Source organism: Castellaniella sp., assembly GCF_036379515.1.
GTDB lineage: Bacteria > Pseudomonadota > Gammaproteobacteria > Burkholderiales > Burkholderiaceae_B > Castellaniella.
Genome location: NZ_DASVGN010000021.1, coordinates 50,650 through 70,824 on the forward strand (window position 1 = coordinate 50,650; position 20,175 = coordinate 70,824).

The 20,175-nt window shown below is 61.7% G+C and carries 12 protein-coding genes and 4 pseudogenes; 7 read left to right on the forward strand and 9 right to left on the reverse strand.

Translation table 11 applies throughout. The features are described 5' to 3' along the window. Positions 1 to 17: 17 nt before the first annotated feature. The 6 genes from VF285_RS06795 to apbC all read right to left on the reverse strand — a co-directional run bounded on the left by VF285_RS06795 (position 18) and on the right by apbC (position 10,524). Positions 18 to 1,229, reverse strand: a complete 1,212-nt coding sequence (locus tag VF285_RS06795; RefSeq protein ID WP_346951863.1) for a CoA transferase — start codon at positions 1,227 to 1,229, stop codon at positions 18 to 20. Further along, positions 1,222 to 3,492, reverse strand: a complete 2,271-nt coding sequence (locus VF285_RS06800) for an arginine/lysine/ornithine decarboxylase (protein WP_346951864.1) — start codon at positions 3,490 to 3,492, stop codon at positions 1,222 to 1,224. Before VF285_RS06800 ends, VF285_RS06795 begins: the two co-directional genes overlap by 8 nt. Before the next feature lie 97 nt (positions 3,493 to 3,589). Beyond that, positions 3,590 to 4,153 carry a dCTP deaminase gene (gene dcd / locus VF285_RS06805; RefSeq protein WP_346951865.1) on the reverse strand — a complete coding sequence of 188 codons (564 nt, stop codon included), beginning with the start codon at positions 4,151 to 4,153 and terminating at the stop codon, positions 3,590 to 3,592. A 73-nt stretch (positions 4,154 to 4,226) separates the two neighbouring features. Then, a complete protein-coding gene (locus VF285_RS06810; RefSeq protein ID WP_346951866.1) occupies positions 4,227 to 7,556 on the reverse strand; it encodes a translocation/assembly module TamB domain-containing protein in 3,330 nt (1,109 codons plus the stop codon). 17 nt (positions 7,557 to 7,573) lie between these two features. Further along, positions 7,574 to 9,394: an autotransporter assembly complex protein TamA gene (locus VF285_RS06815; protein ID WP_346951867.1), complete on the reverse strand. Its 1,821-nt coding sequence runs from the start codon at positions 9,392 to 9,394 to the stop codon at positions 7,574 to 7,576. Positions 9,395 to 9,438: 44 nt separating this feature from the next. Further along, positions 9,439 to 10,524, reverse strand: coding sequence for an iron-sulfur cluster carrier protein ApbC (apbC, locus tag VF285_RS06820; RefSeq protein ID WP_346951868.1), 1,086 nt, complete (start codon positions 10,522 to 10,524; stop codon positions 9,439 to 9,441). Positions 10,525 to 10,668: 144 nt separating this feature from the next. Between apbC and VF285_RS06825 the strand changes: the two genes are divergently transcribed. Together VF285_RS06825 and metG are read left to right on the forward strand one after the other, a co-directional pair. Continuing rightward, entirely contained in the window at positions 10,669 to 10,944 is a 276-nt protein-coding gene (locus VF285_RS06825) for a hypothetical protein (protein ID WP_346951869.1), read from the forward strand. Positions 10,945 to 10,977: 33 nt separating this feature from the next. Then, positions 10,978 to 13,050, forward strand: a complete 2,073-nt coding sequence (gene metG, locus VF285_RS06830) for a methionine--tRNA ligase (protein WP_346951870.1) — start codon at positions 10,978 to 10,980, stop codon at positions 13,048 to 13,050. Positions 13,051 to 13,092: 42 nt separating this feature from the next. Here metG and VF285_RS06835 read toward each other — a convergent pair. Further along, positions 13,093 to 13,527: pseudogene (locus VF285_RS06835) on the reverse strand (hypothetical protein); the annotation flags it as partial. A 73-nt stretch (positions 13,528 to 13,600) separates the two neighbouring features. Here VF285_RS06835 and VF285_RS06840 point away from each other — a divergent pair. The 5 genes and pseudogenes from VF285_RS06840 to VF285_RS06860 form a co-directional block, all read left to right on the forward strand. Continuing rightward, positions 13,601 to 14,470, forward strand: a pseudogene (locus tag VF285_RS06840) (tyrosine-type recombinase/integrase); the annotation flags it as partial. Continuing rightward, positions 14,467 to 15,633 carry a PDDEXK nuclease domain-containing protein gene (locus VF285_RS06845; protein WP_346951871.1) on the forward strand — a complete coding sequence of 389 codons (1,167 nt, stop codon included), beginning with the start codon at positions 14,467 to 14,469 and terminating at the stop codon, positions 15,631 to 15,633. The pseudogene VF285_RS06840 and the gene VF285_RS06845, both read left to right, overlap by 4 nt. 218 nt (positions 15,634 to 15,851) lie before the next feature. After that, positions 15,852 to 16,337 (forward strand): annotated as a pseudogene (radC, locus tag VF285_RS06850) (RadC family protein); the annotation flags it as partial. A gap of 966 nt (positions 16,338 to 17,303) precedes the next feature. Next, positions 17,304 to 17,864 (forward strand): annotated as a pseudogene (locus VF285_RS06855) (TrbI/VirB10 family protein); the annotation flags it as partial. Continuing rightward, positions 17,861 to 18,103, forward strand: coding sequence for a DUF2274 domain-containing protein (locus tag VF285_RS06860; RefSeq protein WP_346951872.1), 243 nt, complete (start codon positions 17,861 to 17,863; stop codon positions 18,101 to 18,103). The pseudogene VF285_RS06855 and the gene VF285_RS06860, both read left to right, overlap by 4 nt. A gap of 264 nt (positions 18,104 to 18,367) precedes the next feature. On the opposite strand, the gene VF285_RS06865 is transcribed toward VF285_RS06860, so the two are convergent. Next, on the reverse strand, positions 18,368 to 18,802 hold the full coding sequence (locus VF285_RS06865) for an iron-containing alcohol dehydrogenase (RefSeq protein ID WP_346951873.1): 435 nt from the start codon (positions 18,800 to 18,802) through the stop codon (positions 18,368 to 18,370). A gap of 157 nt (positions 18,803 to 18,959) precedes the next feature. Next, positions 18,960 to 20,174 carry a voltage-gated potassium channel protein gene (gene kch / locus VF285_RS06870; protein WP_346951874.1) on the reverse strand — a complete coding sequence of 405 codons (1,215 nt, stop codon included), beginning with the start codon at positions 20,172 to 20,174 and terminating at the stop codon, positions 18,960 to 18,962. Between the last annotated feature and the right edge of the window lies 1 nt (position 20,175).

The following is a 20,175-nucleotide window of genomic DNA, read 5'->3' on the forward strand; positions in this document are numbered from 1 at the left end:
ACAGACGCACCCGGCGTTCAGATGTAACCCAACGCCCGCCAGCGTGCCTGTGTCTTGGGGTCCACACCCAGATCAGCGAGAACCTCACCCGTATCCTGCCCCAGCGTGGGTGCAGGCCGTGTGATGGTACCCGGGGTCGCCGACAGCTTGGGGACGATACCGGGTACCTTGCAGGGGGTGCCATCGCGCAGCGGCTGCTCGACGAGCATGCCGCGCGCCCGGTAGTGCGGGTCTGTCGCAATATCGGCCACGCTATAGATTCGACCGGACGGAATCCGCGCTGCATTCAAGACCGCCAGGACGTCATCCTGCGTGCGTGACGCGGTCCAATCACCGATAGCAGCATCGATGCGCGCAACTTGTGCCACGCGACCAGGGTTGTGCGCCAGCGCCGGATCACTGCCCAGGTCGTCACGGCCAATCGCTTGCATGAGGCGCTGGAAGATGCTGTCGCCATTGCCGGCAATGAGCACGTAGCCATCGTTGCAGGCGTAGGCGTTGGTGGGGGCAATGCCTGGCAGGCTGCTGCCTGCAGGCTCGCGGACGGCTCCAAATACCGAATACTCGGGCAGCAGGCTTTCCATCATGTTGAAGACGGACTCATACAGGGCCACGTCGATCATCTGCCCCACCCCATCGCGATCCCGTGCCCGCAAGGCCATCAGCACACCGATGACGCCATGCAGCGCCGATAGGGAATCGCCAATGGACACCCCGACTCGCACCGGCGTGCGGCCGGGCTCGCCGCTGAGGTAACGCAGCCCCCCCATGGCCTCGGCGACCACGCCAAAGCCCGGTCGATCCCGATAGGGGCCCGTCTGCCCGTATCCGGACACGCGCAACATGATGAGGCGTGGGTAGAGGGCATGCAAAGCCTCCCAACCCAGGCCCCAGGATTCCAGCGTACCCGGCTTGAAGTTTTCAATCAGGATGTCGCATTCGCCCGCGAGGCGGCGCACCACGTCTTGAATCTCGGGCTCGCGCAGATCGAGCGTGACCGACTTTTTGTTGCGCGACTGCACCTGCCACCACACCGAGGTGCCGTCATGCAGCAAACGCCACTTGCGTAACGGATCACCTTCTCCGGGTGGTTCGATCTTGATGATTTCGGCACCGAATTCCCCCAGCATCTTGCTGGCAAAAGGTCCGGCAATCAGCTGCCCCAGCTCAAGCACTCGCAGGCCCACCAGCGGGCCGCTTGCATTTGATTCAGGCGCTGCGTCAGGCATGAGCGTCCTCGCGAATGCAGTCCACGTAGTAGTGGCGCTGACCCCCGTCGTCGGTGTCGTAGGCGAGGCCGTGCACGTCCGTCTCGAAACCCGGAAACCCGTGATTGAATTCCTGCGTGAACTTCAGGTAATCCACGATGTCGCGATTGAAACGCTCGCCTGGAATGAGCAGAGGAATACCTGGCGGGTAGGGTGTGAGCAGCACGCCCGTCACACGTCCCTCGAGCTCTTCGACAGGAACGCGCTCGATCTCACGGTGCGCCATCCGCGCATAGGCATCCGCGGGGCGCATGGCTGGTTCCATGTCACTCAGGTAGACGCGCGTGGTGAGCCGTGCAAAATCGTAATGACGATAAGCATCGTGAATTTGCTGACACAGATCGCGCAACCCCAGATGCTCATAGCGCTTGTGTGCTTTACTGAATTCTGGCAGCACACGCCACAGCGGCTGGTTGCGGTCGTACTCGTCCTTGAACTGCTGCAGGTCAGCCAGCAGCGTATTCCAGCGGCCCTTGGTGATGCCGATGGTGAACAGAATGAAGAACGAATAAAGACCGGTCTTCTCCACGACCACGCCATGCTCGACCAGATAGCGCGAGACCAGCGCGGCCGGGATGCCGGTTTCGGCAAAGGTGCCCGAAATGTCCAGCCCCGGGGTCACCACGGTCGCCTTGATAGGGTCCAGCATGTTGAAACCCTCGGCCAAGTCGCCAAAACCATGCCATTCGTCCCCCGAGGCCAGCAACCAGTCGTCACGATTGCCGATGCCTTCTTCGGGCAGGCGATTGGGTCCCCACACTTTGAACCACCAGTCATTACGCCCGTATTCGGACTCCACCTTGCGCATGGCACGGCGAAAATCCATGGCTTCGCGGATGGATTCCTCGACCAGCGCTTTGCCACCTGGGGGTTCCATCATCGCCGCCGCCACGTCGCAAGACGCGATGATGGCGTACTGCGGCGATGTCGAAGTGTGCATGAGGTACGCCTCATTGAAGAGATTGCGGTCCAGCTTGCGGGTTTCAGAATCCTGAACCACGATCTGCGAAGCCTGCGACAGGCCCGCCAGCAACTTGTGCGTGGAGTGGGTCGCAAAAATCATCGTGTCCTTGCTGCGCGGCCGATTGGGGCCGATGGCATGCATGTCCTCGTAAAACTCGTGGAAGGTCGCATGCGGCAGCCAAGCCTCGTCGAAATGCAGCGTATCGATGTACGAACCCAGTTTTTCCTTGATCATCTCGACGTTGTAGATGACGCCGTCATAGGTGCTCTGCGTCAGTGACAGGATGCGCGGACGCTTGTCCAGAGCCTCACGGGCAAACGGGTTGGCCTCGATCTTCTTGCGAATGTTCTCCGGGTCGAACTCTTCGAGGGGGATGGGCCCGATGATGCCCAGATGATTGCGCGTCGGGCGTAGAAACACGGGGATGGCCCCCGTCATGATGATGGCGTGCAGGATGGATTTGTGACAATTGCGATCGACCACCACCACGTCGCCCGCCGCCACGTTGGCATGCCAGACAATCTTGTTGGACGTGGACGTGCCGTTGGTCACGAAAAAGCAGTGATCCGCATGAAAGATGCGCGCTGCGTTCTTTTCGGACTCGGCCACCGGCCCGGTATGGTCCAACAGCTGGCCGAGCTCATCCACCGCGTTGCAAACGTCGGCACGCAGCATGTTTTCGCCAAAGAACTGGTGAAACATCTGGCCGACGGGGCTCTTGAGAAACGCCACCCCGCCCGAATGCCCCGGGCAGTGCCAGGAATACGAGCCATCCAAGGCGTATTCGAGCAGTTCGCGAAAGAACGGCGGCGCGAGGCTGTCCAGGTAAGTGCGCGCCTCGCGGATGATGTGCCGGGCGACGAACTCCGGCGTGTCTTCGAACATATGGATGAAGCCATGCAGTTCGCGCAGGATGTCGTTTGGGATGTGCTGCGAGGTACGCGTCTCACCGTACAGATAAATAGGAATGTCTTCATTGCGAAACCGCAGCTCGCCGATGAAGGCACGCAAGTTCTTGATGGCGTTGGCCACGTCTTCAGGCGAATCTTCGTCGAATTCTTCATCGTCGATCGACAGAATGAATGCGCTCGCGCGACTCTGCTGCTGAGCAAAAGAGCTGAGGTCACCGTAGCTGGTGACCCCCAGAACCTCGGCCCCTTCCGCCTCGATGGCAGCTGCCAGGGCCCGGATGCCGAAACCCGAGGTGTTCTCGGCGCGATAGTCTTCGTCGATGATGACGATGGGAAAACGAAATTTCATTGCAAAGACCCCCAAGGTCTGCACGGCGTGCTGGCGCCATGCTCCACCAATGCCTGCCAGCAGATTCCAACCCCGGAATCTGCCTGAGGCGCACTCCTTACGTACGCGGCAAAGTCACGCCGCGTTGCCCCTGATATTTGCCGCCCCGATCAGCGTACGAAGTCTCGCAGACCTCGTCGCCCTCGAAGAACAGCATCTGAGCGCAGCCTTCGCCTGAATAAATCTTGGCCGGCAGCGGCGTTGTATTGGAAAATTCGAGCGTCACGTGGCCTTCCCATTCGGGCTCCAACGGAGTGACGTTGACGATGATGCCGCAACGCGCGTACGTGCTCTTGCCCAGACAGACCGTCAAGATCGAGCGCGGGATGCGGAAGTATTCGACCGTGCGCGCGAGCGCAAAGGAATTGGGCGGAATGATGCAGACATCCCCCCGAACATCCACGAACGACTTTTCGTCGAACGCCTTGGGATCCACGACAGACGAATTGATGTTGGTAAAGATCTTGTATTCGTTCGCGCAGCGCACGTCGTACCCATAGCTGCTGGTGCCATAGCTGACGATGCGCTGACCATTGACCGAGCGCACCTGCCCCGGCTCGAAGGGTTCAATCATACCGGCGGCAGCCGCCTGGCGAATCCAGCGATCGTTCTTGATGCTCATGGAGTCCCTCTGTGGAATGTCCGGTATTTTAATGAAGATCCCCCCTGCCCGCTGCGACGCCTGCCAACGGCATTCAGTCCATCGAAAACCAGCGATACACCAAGGCCAGTCCACTCACGGTTCCCACTGTCACTTCGGCCTGCAGACGACGCAAGATGCGGTAGCTCAGGCGCGCGACCGTGCCTGTCTGCGCCAGCGCCTGCTCCAGGCTGACCTTCACGTTGTCAGTCAGCGTCTTGCTCGCCACGACGAAGCGCTGCTCGGCGGGGCTCGCGCCCGTATCCAGATCAGTCACAACACTCTGGACCGGCAGCACGCTCCCCGTGGCGCCCAGTTCGCCCGACCGGATGCTGAGCTCATCGAGGCCAAAACGTTTGTAGAACGGCTCTCCGCCTGACAGGAAAGAACTCCCCACGGAAAACAGCAGCGACATGTCACCGCCGCCATCATTGGGGCCGTGGCCGAGAATCAACCAGGTGAGCTTCCCAGTTTCGCTGACGTCCGGATGCGACACGAGATCGATGCGCGGGTGCCGCGCAGTCCCCGCGACTCGGACACCCGCTTGTACTGCCAGGCCCGTGCGCAACGCCTCGATCGACAACACCGGGTTGGCGATGTTTCCCTGAAAGGTCACCGTGCCCCGACGCAACTGCAAGTGCTGCCCGTATACGTCGATGGAGCCACCCCGCGTGTGCAAGGCGCCCAGTGCCGTGAGCTTGCCCTTGCGCATGTGCAGGTCCAGGCTGCCAATCAGGCCGGAATTCACCCCATACCCCGTCAGGTAGAAGCGCGGCCCCAGATCGACCGTCAGATCCACGGATAAGTCCAGCGGTGTGGCCGGAGCTGGCGCGACGGCCTTACCCGGCTGGATCACGACCACGTCGCTATCCAGCGACGGGATGTTGTTGAGCATGTCCAGATCGAACCACCCGGCATCGGCCACGATCTTGCCCGACACCGAAATCCGAGGCAACGACGCCTGGATATCGATCTGCCCCGTGACCATCGCATAGCGGTCGGCTCGCTGCAAAATTGGGTAGCGGCGCGGTGAGATCTTGACTTCACCCTGCTGCAGGCCGAAATCCCAGACCCCTGATACGTCCAGACTGCCGCCCTGCGCATCGGGATTCTCAGAAACCCAGGTGGCCGTGCGCCACTCTTTGGGCGTCACGCGACGCACGGCGGGAAAACGCAGACTGTCGAGCACCGCCCGCGTACCATCCAGATGGGCTCGCAGGGTCCCCTGCAACAGGCGCACTCCTTGATCCACGCTCAGAATGCTCAGATTCTGCCCCGTCACCGGCCCGGAAAAAACCCAATGGCCATCCGGGCTGCTCTGCCCGCGCACGTCGGCATGCACAGTGCCACCCACTTCAATCGACTCGTCCAGCAACAGATTGACCCACGCAAGGTCGTCCGAGTCGGCCCGGATCTGCACATGCTTGACGTCACGAGGCTGCAAAAACACACGGCCTGTCGCCGTGGTGTGAAGCGGCGTGTCTGCCAAAACCTGAAGACTACCCAATTTAGCGGTATGGATCTGCAGATCGGCGCGGGCCATGCTGGTGCCGGCTCCGGCAGGCCGAATCGCAAGTTCCAGGCTCGCCGCCTGCAACCCCAAGGTGACGGGCACATCCGCAGGAACCGTGAGATCACCCGCTGTGCGCACCAGGCGGACGTCGCCCGTCAAGGCGCCCTTGAACGCCAGTTTCCACTCCAGGCGGGTCTCCAGGCGGCTGCGCCGCGCCCGCTCGGATAGAGAGGTGCGCACGCCCCCCGTCCCGACGCCGGTCTGTCCCAGCCACTTTTGAATCTTCAGGAGACGATCGGGCGTAATGACCAGCGAGGGCACCACGCCCTGCGTCGCCCATTGCCCGGCCGAGCCACTGGACGCCACGTTCTCCACCTGCAGCAAAGACTGCCCGTCCAAGGTGACGCCCAGCGATGCGCGCCCTAATGTCCAGGCCCCTGTCGGGCTGACCTCCAGAGGAATCGTCCCCCCGCTGCGGATGACAAGTCCCGCATGTTGCACGTCCACCCGGCTGAGCTGGCCTCGCCAGCCTTGGTCGGCTGACCACCCTCCGGCCAGGGCCAGGTTCAGCCGAACCGGCGCCTGACCCGGCACCTGCGCCTTGGCATCCTCGGGCACGTATTCCAGCTTGAGTTCTGCACTGTGCCGGGGCAAAGACCCTTGAGTCTCCAGCGCCAGCGAGCCTCCGCCCGGCAGCCCAGGCCATAGAGCCTTCAAGCGCGGCACACGTGCCTGCAGCGTCAGGTGACTGGCCGCGGCCGACAGATCCCCACGGCCTTCCACGCGATCGGGCCCAAGACCCAGCGCGATATCCAGACCCGACACGGTGAGGCCCAAGGGGTCGAGCAGCGCGGAGGCCTGCGGATCAAACAGCACGCCGTGATCCCGCCCCAGGCGTGCGATCTTCACGTGACCTGACAGAGGCGAACCATTCCAGCGGTTGGGCCCTTTCAACTCCAACTGAGCGGCCAGCGCTTCCAGCTTCTGCGCGGCGGTGAGCTGCAACTGCAGCGAACCGCTCAGATTCAGCAAGGTCGCCCCCACGGTCTTGGGGAGCCAGGGCCCCGGATTCAGATTGCGGGCATTGACCTGAGCCTGGACGAGACGAGCGCCGGTCGCATCTGGCGCCTGAGGGTCCACATCCAGTTCCAGCGAGGCCTCGCGCGGCAAACTCAGGGACAGCCGGGTTTTCCCAAGCGGAAAAGCCTCCTGCGGGTACACCTGCGCATCCAGGTCCAACCGCATGCCGTCGCCAGCGCCCTGGGCCTGAACGCGCAAATCATCCAGGGATCCCTTGACCTGCGCCTGCAGCACGAACTGTGTGTCGCCATGCACCAGCTTCAGATTCTGGAGCGTCAGCGCGACACCCCCTGCATCCAGGGACACTGCGCTGGCGAGGTCCCGGACTTCGACCGGCAAGGGCCGCCCTCCTTGCTGCACTGCCAAACGGCCCACGGCCAGCCGATCCACCTCCACCGTAACGGGTAATACCGGCATCTGAAAGGGCCCGGGTGCGGCCCCAGAAGGAGCACTCAGCTGTACTTCAACCACCGCCGCAGAAAGATCCCGCACCTGAAGCCGGCCTTCGCGCAGCGCTGACCACAGAACCTGCAGATCGAAATCTTGCAAATGCACCTGCGCCTGCGGCACGGACAAAGACAGGTCACCGACGCGCAGGCCCTTGGCAATCGACCCCTGGACCCCTTGAATCTGGCCGTTGAACTGCGCAACGACAGTCTGCAGCAACCAGCGAGTACCCACCTGACTCGACACGCACCAGACGGCAAACCCCAGCATCAGCACCAAGGCCAAGACCACGGGCGGCAGAACCCATAGCCCAATGAAACGCAATCCGCGCCAAAACGGTCGCAAGAACCAGAATCCGGGTTTCAAAACGCGATCCCCAGTGAAAACTGCAATCGCAGGCGCTTATCTTTCTGCGCCCAGGCCACGTCCACGAAGAAGGGGCCTGCGGGCGTGCGCACCGCCAAACCGGTGCCATAGCCCACGTGCCAGTCAAATTGTCCGAAGGAAGGCGCCGCATCCCCGGCATCCACGAACACGTTGGCCCCCAGAATGTCGGTGAAATAATGGGTGTACTCCAGGCTTGCCACACCCAGCACGGGCGCACCTACGATGGCGTCGCCTTCCTGTAGGCCAATACTTTGATAGCGATAGCCCCGGATGCTGCGAGCGCCGCCGGTCCGCCACGAAAAATCCTGCGGAAGTCGATCCGTCTGCGACCAGATTTTGCCAATTTCACCGCGCACGGTCAGTACGTCACGCGGCCCCACCGGCCACCACTTCTGCGCGCGAACGCTGCTGCGGTAAAAAGGCTTGCCCGTGTCCAGGGTAGTGCCCACCCCCACGCCCACCGAGACCAGGTTGCCTTCGCGCGGATCGTACTTGGAGTTAACATCGCGGCGCAGCCACTGCCACGTGCCCACCCAGCTCGGGACTTCGTAATGTGAGGCGCCCGCTATCCGCGTCTTGTCGTAGGTGATTTGTGCACCCCAGCGAACTTCATATTCCACGCGACTATTGCCTGCCGCCTTGCGTTCCTGGCTGCGTTTCCAGCCTATCCCCGTACGGCTGTTCTCCACGCCCTGGATGTCGGAATGGTCATACAAGAGCCCAAAACTGTCGTCGTACCCATCCCGAGTGGGCGGCAAATGGACATCGAAGAAGGCACGCTGGCGATCCACGTCCACCCCTGCACCGCTTTCGAGCCAGACAGGCAAACCGAACACCACGTTCTGGCGGTACAGGCCCTCGGCACGGACCCCATGGTCACTGTCAGCCCCCAGAGAACCACTGAAATAGCGAGCAGGTGCCTCAGTGACCTGCACCCGCACGGGCAAGGTCACGGGAGCATCACCCCGCGCGGCTCCAGGAAGCGAGCGCGTGGATTCACCTCCGGCGGCGGCGGAATCCAGCCGGGACTCCTGAACCTCGGACGTGCTCTGCCCCGCCTGGGCAGTGCCATCGCCCAGGGTGACGAAGGCCCCGCGGAAGAACGTGGTGGACTGCAAGGCCTGCTGCCAGTCTTCCAGCTGACGCCGATCGTAGGGGTCTCCCGGGTCGTAGCGCACGTAACGTCGGATGAGAGACGCTGGCACCCGCTTCAAGCCAATGACTTCGAGCTTGCCCAGACGCACCGGAGGTCCGCTGTTCACGTCCACCTTGAGGTCTGCCCTGGACGCCTGCGGATCAACCAGCGCTTGCGTGGAATCGAAGTGGGCGTAATAGAAATCCTCGGCCGACACCTCGTCGAGCAGATCGGTCTTGGCCTTGCTCCAGTCGTCATTGATGAACGGCATGCCCGGCTTGAGCAACCAGTCGCGTTCGAGCACCTCGCGACGCCCCGCGTAGGGGGCTGCCGCAATGGCACCGTTGAAGGTCAGGCCCAGTTGCCGCACCTGCGTACGCTCGCCCGGCACGATGGTGATGTCCCAGAATTCGCCGCCGTTCGGAGCGCCGCTGGTCACGTCCAGCGTGACTTTCGCGGCGAAATACCCCTGGGTACGCAAAGCCGCCTGGGTCGCGTCCCAGGCACGGCGCCGCAATCGCGCCACTTCACGGACATCCTGGTCCTGCGTCAGGCGAGTGATGGCGCCGACTGCTTTTGTAATATCTTGCAGCACCTTGGGCGGGGCACCGCCAGGATCGATGATGACTTCAGGAGGAGCAGCCAGTGCGACATGCGCCATGCAAACTGCCGCACCGCAGAAAATAGCTGCTCCCCTCCAATGCATCAGGACTTGCGGGCCACGACCTTGGGTCGCGTGCCGGAATCGTCCAGTGGCTGACCTGCCACGTGGATGGCCAATTGGTGCGCAATCTCGTGATACAGCTGGGCGGCCCTGCCATCGGGCGAGGCCACGACGCTCGGGCGCCCCGAATCGGTCTCTTCACGAATATCCAACTGCAGGGGCAGCGCACCCAAATAGGGCAAGTGATAATTTGCAGCCAGATGACGGCCCCCATCTTGCCCGAAGATAGGCTCGGCGTGCCCGCAATTCGAACAGATATGCACCGACATGTTTTCAACGATCCCCAGCACCGGGACATCCACCTTCTGGAACATGACTAGACCCTTGCGGGCGTCTGCGAGCGCCAGATCCTGCGGGGTCGTGACGATCACAGCCCCCGTGAGCGGTACTTTCTGCGCCATCGTAAGGGCAATATCGCCGGTTCCAGGCGGCATGTCCACTATCAGATAGTCCAAATCATTCCAGTTTGTAAGTGAAAGCAACTGTGTCAGGGCCTGGGTGACCATGGGGCCGCGCCAGATGGCCGGCCCATCGTCGTCCATCAGGAAACCAATGGAATTGGCCTGCAGCCCATGGCCCACCAAAGGCTCCATGCTTTTGCCGTCGGCGCTCTTGGGCTTGCCCGACAAGCCCAGCATGATGGGCACGCTGGGCCCGTAGATATCGGCGTCGAGCAGGCCCACCTTGGCGCCCTGCGCCTGCAGGGCCAGCGCCAGATTGACCGCGGTGGTGCTTTTCCCCACTCCCCCCTTGCCCGAGGCCACTGCAATGATGTTGCGGACGGAATCCAAGGGCCTCAGCCCCCGCTGCACCGCGTGGGCGCGCACCTTCATGCGCAAATCCAGCTGCCCCAACGACACGCCAGCCGTATCGAGCGCTGTGGCGATCGCCGCACGCAAGGCCTCGCCACCATTGAATATGGGGTAGCCGAGGGTTACAGTGACATTGAAGGCGGCGCCAGCTGCAACAATCTGCAGTTCGGGTTCAGTTACCGCCAGCGTCTTGTGCGTTTCAGGGTCGACAACGCGGGACAAGACCGTACGGACGTCCTGAGGTGTGATGCTCATCGTGGGTTCCAGTCGTATTCTTCGGAAACCATAAGCTTAGCGGATCGCTCTTGGAATTCCGCCGATTGACCCCGATATGGACATGACAACGCCGCGCCGCTGCCGCGCGAGACCCATTTTTTCGGCACCAGGAGTTGCAGTCTCATGAATCTCATCCAGAACACTCTACGCGCCGCGCTATTCCTGATCCTTGCCTTCTTTGGCATGATCATGGCCTTGATCTTCATGGCCTCGACGGCATTGGCCATCGGGGTGCTGTACATCGTGGCACGCCTGCAAGGGCGGCCATTCGGCGTCAAGGCCTACTGGGAAGAACGCCGCCGCCCACCGTCACCGCCCCAGCCTGGTCACTGGCCAGGCCCGGCCGGAAAGAGCCGCAAACAGGACGTAGTCGACATCGAAATGCGCGAAATCCCCTAGAATAGACATCTTTGTCCGTTCTATTCTGCCCTCATGTCGCGCACGATCTTCGTCACTACTGCCCTTCCTTACGCCAACGGTTCCTTTCACATCGGCCACATCATGGAATACATCCAGGCGGACACCTGGGTGCGAGCGATGCGCATGGCAGGACACACTGTGCACTTCGTGGGGGCAGACGACGCGCACGGCGCGCCCATCATGCTCAAGGCAGAGTCCGAAGGCATCACGCCTCAAGCCTTGGTAGCTCGGTACGCCGCCGAACGGCCCAAGTACCTCAACGGCTTTCACATCCGCTTCGATCACTGGCACAGTACTGACACGCCCGAAAACGTGGCGCTGTCGCAAGACATCTACCGTGCGCTGAAAGCCGCCGGCTTCATCGATCGCCACGAAATCGAACAATTCTACGACCCGGTCAAGGGCATGTTCCTGCCCGATCGCTACATCAAGGGCGAGTGTCCACACTGTCATGCCAAAGACCAGTATGGCGATTCTTGCGAAGTCTGTGGCGCAGTGTACCGGCCAACCGAACTCATCGAGCCGTATTCCACGATCACCAAGGCGCGGCCCGTGCTGCGCAGCTCCGAACACTTCTTCTTCCGATTGTCCGATCCGCGCTGCGTCACCTTCCTGCAAGAGTGGACCAATGGCCATCGCGCCGACGGCAGCGCACGACTGCAGTCCGAAGTGCTGGCCAAGACGCGTGAATGGCTAGGGGCCGCCGAGGGCGCAGAGGCCAATCTGGCCGACTGGGACATCTCACGCGACGAGCCTTACTTCGGCATCCCGATCCCGGACGCTCCTGGCAAATATTTTTACGTATGGCTGGATGCACCTGTCGGCTACCTGGCGTCGCTGAAGGCCTACTGCAAAGAGCAAGGGCTGGATTTCGACGCTCTGCTCGCGCCCGACAGCACCACTGAACAGGTGCACTTCATCGGCAAGGACATCGTGTATTTTCATGCACTGTTCTGGCCCGCCATGCTGAAGTTTTCGGGGCGCAAAGTGCCCGACCTGCTGCACGTGCATGGCTTCATCACCGTCAGCGGCGAAAAAATGTCCAAAAGCCGCGGTACCGGCATCTCGCCGCTGCGCTACCTGGACATCGGCATGGATGCCGAATGGCTGCGCTACTACATCGCGGCCAAGCTCAATGGCCACGTAGAGGACGTGGATTTCAATCCCGACGACTTCATCGCCCGGGTCAATAGCGATCTCATCGGCAAATACGTCAACATCGCCAGCCGCGCGGCCAACTTCATCACGCGCCACTTCGATGGGCAACTGGGCTACGTGGGCGACACGCAAGCGCTGCGCGCCGAGCTGCGCACCTTGTCCGACCAGGTGCAGGCCGACTTCGAGTGCCGGGAGTATGGGCGTGCCATCCGCCGCATCATGGCCCAGGCAGACCGCATCAACCAGGCCTTTGACACTGCACAGCCGTGGGTACTGGCCAAAGGGCTGGCACAGGCCGACGCGGGCCAGAAGGCGGCCTTGCAAGACATCTGCTCGCGGGCACTGGCGGGCTTTCAAGCCCTTTCAGTCATGCTGGCGCCGGTCCTCCCGGCACTGACCGACCGCGTGGCACGCGAGCTCTTCGGATACGCCCACCCCTACCGCTGGGCGGACGCCGACACGCTGCCCAGTCGTATTGCAGCATTCAAACACCTGATGCAACGCGTGGACCCAGCCCAACTCGAAGCGCTGTTCGAGCCACCCGAAGCGCCAGCGGCCGCTCTGCCCGGTGGCGAAGCCATTGCCGACACCATCCAGATCGATGACTTCGCCAAAATCGACCTGCGCATCGCGCGCATCGTGGACTGCACCGAAGTCGAAGGCTCCAGCAAGCTGCTGCGGCTTTCCCTGGACGTGGGAGAAGGCCGTCTGCGACAGGTGTTCTCCGGCATCAAGTCAGCCTACAAGCCAGAAGACCTGAAAGGAAAGCTCACGGTTCTGGTGGCCAACCTGGCACCGCGCAAGATGCGCTTCGGAGTCTCGGAAGGCATGGTGCTCGCGGCCAGCCACGCGGACGAGAAAGCACAACCTGGCATCTACGTGCTGGAACCCTGGCCCGGTGCTGAACCGGGGATGCGGATTCACTGATACCAGGGCGGCGAGAGTCGCGCGCCCCTGCTCTACACGACATCAGTCGGGCCTGCGCCCCTCGTAGGCGGCCTGGAGCAGCTCGCGAATGGCCCCTCGCTCGGCCTGCCCGATGAGTCGAGGATTCCAGTACGGGTTCTGCACGGCGATGTCGGCTGCACGGTCGAGGTCGGCGGCCTTCATGCCAATGTCGCGCAGAGCCGTCGGCGCATCATGATCGCGCGCCAGATCGAACACCGCGGCCGGCGCGCTCTTGCTTCCCTGCACGCCCAGGGCACGCTCGATGCGATGCATGGCCTCGGGTACTGCCGGGGCGTTGAACGCCAACGCCTGCGGCAACACCACGGTATGGACCTCGGCATGGGCGATGGCATTCATGCCGCTAGTGATGCTCACGGCCACCGGCAGACCCAGCGTGAGCGCAGGGTCATAGATCACCGTCTTGGGCAGCACACGCGGATCGCGGCCCGTTTTTTTGTTTCACGATGACTCCAGTACCGCAATTCGCTGGACTACGCCAAGCCTCGATACAGCAGGTTTATCAATCGCTTACCCCAAGCAGCGCAACAAGCCCAGCACGCAACGCGGCTATCAGGGCGTGATCGACCGCTGCATCATCCCGATCATGGGGCGGATGAAGGTGCAGGACGTGCAGCGCCCAGACGTGGCCGCGTTGATGAAGAAGCTGGCCTACAAGCAGGCCGAGGCCAATCGCACTTTCGGCGTGCTGCGCAAGATGTTCAACCTGGCCGAAGTGTGGGGGCTACGCCCGGACGGCACGAATCCGTGCCGCCACGTCCCGATGTACCCGCCCGGCAAGGAAACCCGGCTCATCGTGGATGACGAGCTGGTGCGGATCTTCCGTCACCTAGAGCATCTGGAAGCCGAGGGACTGGAGAACTACGTCATCCCGCTGGCGATTCGCCTGCAATTCGAGTTCGCCGCCCGTCGCTCCGAAATCTGCCCGTTGGAGTGGGATTGGATTGATCTGGAAAAGCGCCGCGTCGTCTGGCCCGACAGCAAGACCGGCGGCATTTCCAAACCCATGAGCGAGGAAGCCTATCGGCTGCTGTCCACTGCGCCACGTCGGGAAGGCTGCCCCTACGTCCTGCCGTCGCCCAACGATCCAACTCGGCACTTGACCCACGGTGAGCACTACGGCGGCTGGACGCGCGTGCTCAAGGCCGCTGGTGTGCCGCACGTCGGCACGCATGGCATCCGCCACCGGGCGACCACCGACATAGCCAACTCGGGCGTGCCGACCAAGGTGGGCATGAAGCTCACAGGTCACAAGACCGTGGCGATGTTTATGCACTATGTTCATACCGAGGACAAGCCAGTGCGGGATGCGGCCGAGCTGGTGGCGAATCGGCGGCTGGCGATTACCGGGGCATCCCGTTCTATGGAGGCAACAGCATGACAAGGAAGACACCTGTGGCAACGCGGAAGCCCGCCGCCTTACCGGCTGGCTATGCCGGCATCCACGGTGGCATCGTGGCGCTGCTGGATGCGGCGCGTCAGGCAGCGGCACGCAGCGTCAATGCGCTGATGACGGCCAGCTATTGGGAGATTGGCCGCCGGATCGTCGAAGCCGAGCAAAAAGGCAGACGACGGGCCGGTTACGGCGAGCAGTTGATGGCGAGGTTGTCCGCCGATCTGACGGCGCGATTCGGGCGCGGGTTCAGCCCGGACAACCTGGAGAACATGCGGCGCTTTTTCGCCGCTTACCCCCTTGAGGCAATTTCCGAGACACTGTCTCGGAAATCTGGTGAAGGACTGCCCATCGAGAATTCCGAGACGGTGTCTCGGAAATTCGATCTCGCCGAACTGGCCCAGGCCTTCACCTTGCCGTGGTCGGCCTATGTTCGGTTGTTGTCGGTCAAGGATGACCATGCTCGCCAGTTCTACGAGACCGAGGCGCTGCGCGGCGGCTGGAGCGTGCGCCAACTCGACCGGCAGATCGGCAGCCAGTTCTATGAACGCACGGCCTTGTCCAAGGACAAGGCTGCGACGCTGCTCAAGGGCTCCGTGGCCAAGCCCGAGGATGCTGTCACGCCCAATGATGCGATCAAAGACCCGTATGTGCTGGAGTTCCTCGACCTCAAGGACGAGTATTCGGAATCCGACCTGGAAGCGGCCTTGATCCAGCGGCTGGAAGACTTTCTGCTGGAACTGGGCGAGGGCTTCACCTTCGTCGGGCGGCAACGTCGGCTGCGCATCGACCAGACCTGGTATCGGGTCGATCTGCTGTTCTTCCATCGCAAGCTACGCTGTCTGGTCATCATCGACCTGAAGCTGTGCAGCTTGACCCATGCCGATGTGGGGCAGATGCACATGTACTGCAACTATGCCAAGGAGCATTGGGCTTACCCGGACGAGAACCCGCCGGTGGGCCTGATCCTGTGTGCCGACAAGGGCCATGCCCTGGCGCGGTATGCGTTGGATGGTTTGCCGACCAAGGTGATGGCGGCGAACTACCGGACGGTGTTGCCGGATGCCGAACTGCTGCAAAAGGAACTGGAGAACACGCGGCGTCTGCTTGAATCTCGCGGCACGCTGTCCCTCAAGGACGATAAGCCATAGTTGTGCGTCCCGGCGTACCGCCGTCGGGCTCGCGGGCTGCGCCCCGTGCTTCGTGCCGAATCACAGCCATTCGGCACTGATCCCTGACGCCTTCGGCCTGGATCGTTGATCCGGGCCTGCGCGTGCTGCGCACTTGCCAACGGCGGGTGTATGGCTAAGTGGGGTGTAGGCGGTCTTGCTGTTCCGGGCAATTCCGCCCGAGCAACCGGAGCACGATCATGTCGCAACTGTCCTTTTCCTCGTTCGATGACGCTTTGTTGGTGCGTGACGCCCAGGGGCGCTACCTGCCGGCATCGGTGGATCAAATTCTTGAAGCGGCACGCCAGGCCATTGAGCTGAAGATGCAGTGTGGTGCAGAGTTCACTTCGCCGGCGCTGGTCAAAGAGTACCTGCGCAACAAGCTGGCAGGCTTCGAGCATGAAGTCTTTGCGGTGCTGTTTCTGGATACGCGCCACCGGCTGATCGAGTACCGGGAGATGTTCCACGGCACCATCGACAGTGCCTTGGTGTATCCGCGCGAAGTGGTCAAGGAGGCGTTGCGGCTCAATGCGGCGGCGGTGATCCTTTCGCATAACCATCAGAGCGGGAATCCCGAGCCAAGCAGTGCCGACAAGGTGCTGACGCAGCGGCTGAAAAAGGCTCTGACGCTGGTGGAGGTTCGCACGCTGGATCATGTCATTGTGGCGGAAGCCAATACAGGCTCGCATAGTTTCATCGACATCGACAGGCGATGCCGGAGCTGTAGGAAGTGGAAGGCTCAAAATTCCCATCGCTTCGTGCGCTGCGAAAAATGCCTCGACCGCATCTTGTGGCATGACCGACCGTTTGGCTGGCAACCTAAGCCATGGCTCAATAGCCTCAGAAACTGCGGGGTCACCGAAGTCTGCGAGCTGACGAATCAGAATGCCGACAAACGAAACATACTCGGTGCTCGCCCCTTTGAGTGCCTTGAAGAGGAACTGCCGCTTCTGATCGCCAGCGAGATTGTGGACCTCGTCCCAATAGATGCTGTCATACGGGTGATCAAATTGTCGCGAAAAGATACTCCATGCTTCCGTGTCGGCCTGCGGGCTCGGCTCGGAGAACACTCTTTCGATCTCATTTAAGACCACCGTTCTGTAGTTATCTTCCTCGGCGTCTAGTCCGCCCAAACCCTTCAGCGCATCGAGGATCATGGAGTTCATGAACACGCCGAGTTTGTCAATAGAGTCCTCAAGCGCCGCAATCATCTTTTCCTTGACGCCATCATCTACGTCTCTCAAATGGACACAAAAGTCCATCGTGGCTAGCTGAAGGTGGTAAGGCAAGCTCTTCAATCGCTCAAGAAGATTCAATACATATGGCGCTGCCCATGATGCTTGCTTCGTGAGCCTAGTGATTCCAAGAAGGACGTAGAACTCGCTATGCGTGGTTGCTTCATTCCATGCCCTTTTTAGGGCATCACCAAAATCACGTCCTGGACTGTGGCGAAAGCTAAGGCTGCCACTATGGATAAAGGACACAAGCTGCGACAGTGCGATCTTGCGATTGAACACATAGGCTTCCGGACACTCATTGTAGCCATCAAGAAACAGAACGAGCTGCCTTCCAAGGTGTCGGCCCGCACTTAGGAGATCGCGTGCGGAAGTGCCGAGTAGTCCAAGTTCAGCGTCAATGATCTTCTGTAGCTTGCCTTGGTGACGGGCATCAAGTCCGATCTGCCGGGCGACGTGATCGCCACGGTGACGGAGCCGGTCTATGACACGGCCACCGGCAAGTTCCTGCTGATCCCGCAGGGTTCGCGCATCCTGGGCAAATACAACAGTCAGGTCAGCTACGGGCAGAGCCGCGTGCAGGTGGTGTGGAACCGAATCATCCTGCCGGATACGTCCTCGCTCACGCTCGACAACCTGGCCGGCACCGACCCGGCTGGTTATGCCGGGCTGGAAGACGACGTGGACTATCACTGGGGCCGCATCTTCGCCGGGGCGGCGCTGACGACGCTGCTGGGTGTCGGTGCCGAGCTGGCCGCACCGGAGAATCGGCAGGACGGCAACCGCATCATCATCGCCGGACGCGACAGCGCCCAGGACAGCGTCAATCAGGTCGGCCAAGAGATGACCCGGCGCAACATGAACATCCAGCCGACGCTGACCGAACGACCGGGCCTGCCGGTTCGCATCATCGTCAACCGCGATCTGGTGCTGCGGCCGTACCAGCCGCTTTTCTTCAACAGGGGGACTTCACGATGACGACGCGCAAGCTGCGGCTGGGGCCGCTGCCGAAAACGGAATCCACGAAGCTGACCTTTGCCTGCCCGGCCAGCATGAAAGCCGATCTCGACCACTACGCCGCGCTGCACGCGCAGACCTACGGCGAAGCAGTCGATGCGGCGACCCTGATCCCGCACATGCTCGAACCGTTCATGGCGGAGGATCGGGGATTCAGGAAGCGAGGCGCGGACAAGGCCGCGCCGCCGAAGCCAAGCTGAAGATGCCGGTTTCCGCTAGTGGTCATCTCTCGAACGCGCAGCCCAAGACTGCGCGTTCTTCGTTCTGGCCGGCGGCGACCGATGGGGCTATGATGACCAAACGCGGACACCGTCTGCTGGCAATCGTCCCTGATGCAGCACGCTCCGGCTTTCTACCGCGACGCTCTTATGTGGCTCCTAGCCCACAACGCCGCAGCCCCGCAAAGCGGCCCAGGATAGAGCTAACCCCGCGTCCCATATAGACTTCCAGCCATCAGGCTGTTTTCACAGAACGCTTGACACCGGAACTTTTTTGAGCCCAGCTTCAGTGATGCCAAAGATCGGCGTCATCTTGGAGCCCGCATAGGTGGTGGGAATCGCCACGATAGGCAAGTCGATCTGCAAGGCCATCGCCTTGGCAAGGCCCGTGGTGGAACCGCCCCCTACGGCGAGCAGGCAATCTGCTTGCAGGTGGCGCGCCTGCGTGACTGCCTTCTGGGCGGACTCGATCGGGACGTGCATGACCGCGCCCGCAAACACCCCTGCTGCACGCGCCCCGATCTGATCGGCGATACTCTGGGCCGCAAGCTGCTGCGGTCGCGTGGACAGCACCAGCACCTTCTTCACCTCCAGGCGGGCCAGTTCGTCAGGAAGGTTCGCCAGCGCACCGTCGCCGAATATCACCCGTGCAGGCTGGCTGTTGAACGTAAAAGCACGCATCACGATTCCTCGACAGGGTTCAGGACAAAATCGTAATCCAGCAGATAGGCTCCGTCAGTTGAACGTCACGGGCCTGCCAGGGGAGTGCATCAACGGGGTGCTGCAGAACGTCAAATTTGCCAGCTATCCCACTGAGAAAGGCCCGGGCAAAGAGTAATCACGCAGCGCTCTCGGGCGTCTTCTCACCAAACAGCAACTGCGTGATGAGGGCCTCATCGATGGGTTCGCCGCTCAGGGTGCGCGCCAGGATTTCGCTGCCCAGCATTTGCGGCGAAATCACAATGTCGGGGTTCACGCGCCGGATCTTGGCCAGGTGCACGGATGAATTCGCCAATGCGACCAGCTTGGTGTCCGTCCCCGCCACTTCACGCCCCGCCATCACGATGAAGGCGTTTTCAGAATCATCCAGGCGCAGGGCCAGGACATAGCGTGCCTGCCCCGCACCCGCCCGACGCAACACATCGGCATCCGACGCATCGCCCACCAGCACGTCTGCATCTGCAGGATAAGGAGTCGTGTCGTCTGTAGGGACGATCACGGTCACTTCGTGGCCCCGTTGCCGCAACGCGGCATACACGCTTTGCGCCAGGGGGCTCACCCCGGCGATGATGATGTGGTTCTTTCGCATGGCATGTGAGATCCGCGCACGCATCAGGCGCCGCAGATTTCCTCCGATGAGGGGCCCGGCAATTGCGCCTATGGACGTCGCAAAAACCGTGATCCCCATGATGATGATGGAAGCCGTAAACAACCGTGCGGTTGCCGTGTGGGGGGTGATGTCGCCATACCCCACCGTGGACATGGACACGATGGCAAAGTAGAACGCCGTGATCGGGTCTTTGACGGGGGGCGTGAATTCATCGCCCAAATACATCACCCCGAACACGGCATACACCAGCAGCGAGCCCACGCTGATGACGGCAAACAGGCTGCCAGCGGTCAGGCTGGACCGATCAAAGTGGCGCCAGTACGCCACCAGCAGTGCGACCAGCACCACCGTGTAGACAAGCAGGCCCACATGCCCCTGTCCACGCCACAAGGAAAAGGTGCTGACGATAGCCAGCAACAGCAGGCTCATGGCCCAGGCAAGCCGGGCCCGCATGAAGAGGCCTACAGCCATGACCTGAACGCCGATCCCCAGCATCAGGCGCGAGATTTCGGGGATGCCGCCGGTTTGGACAAAACTGGCGATGTGCTCGCCATCCAGTGCCCGAAGTGTTTCAAGAATGCCGTGCCCTCGCAGCGTCTGCAGGGCGGGGTCGAGGAACAAATACCCATCGACCGAGACCAGAATCGCAAAAAGCCAATGCCACGGCAGGGTCGGCAAGAATCGCCATAAACGGGCAAGGCCACTGGACCACCGAATCCGCATT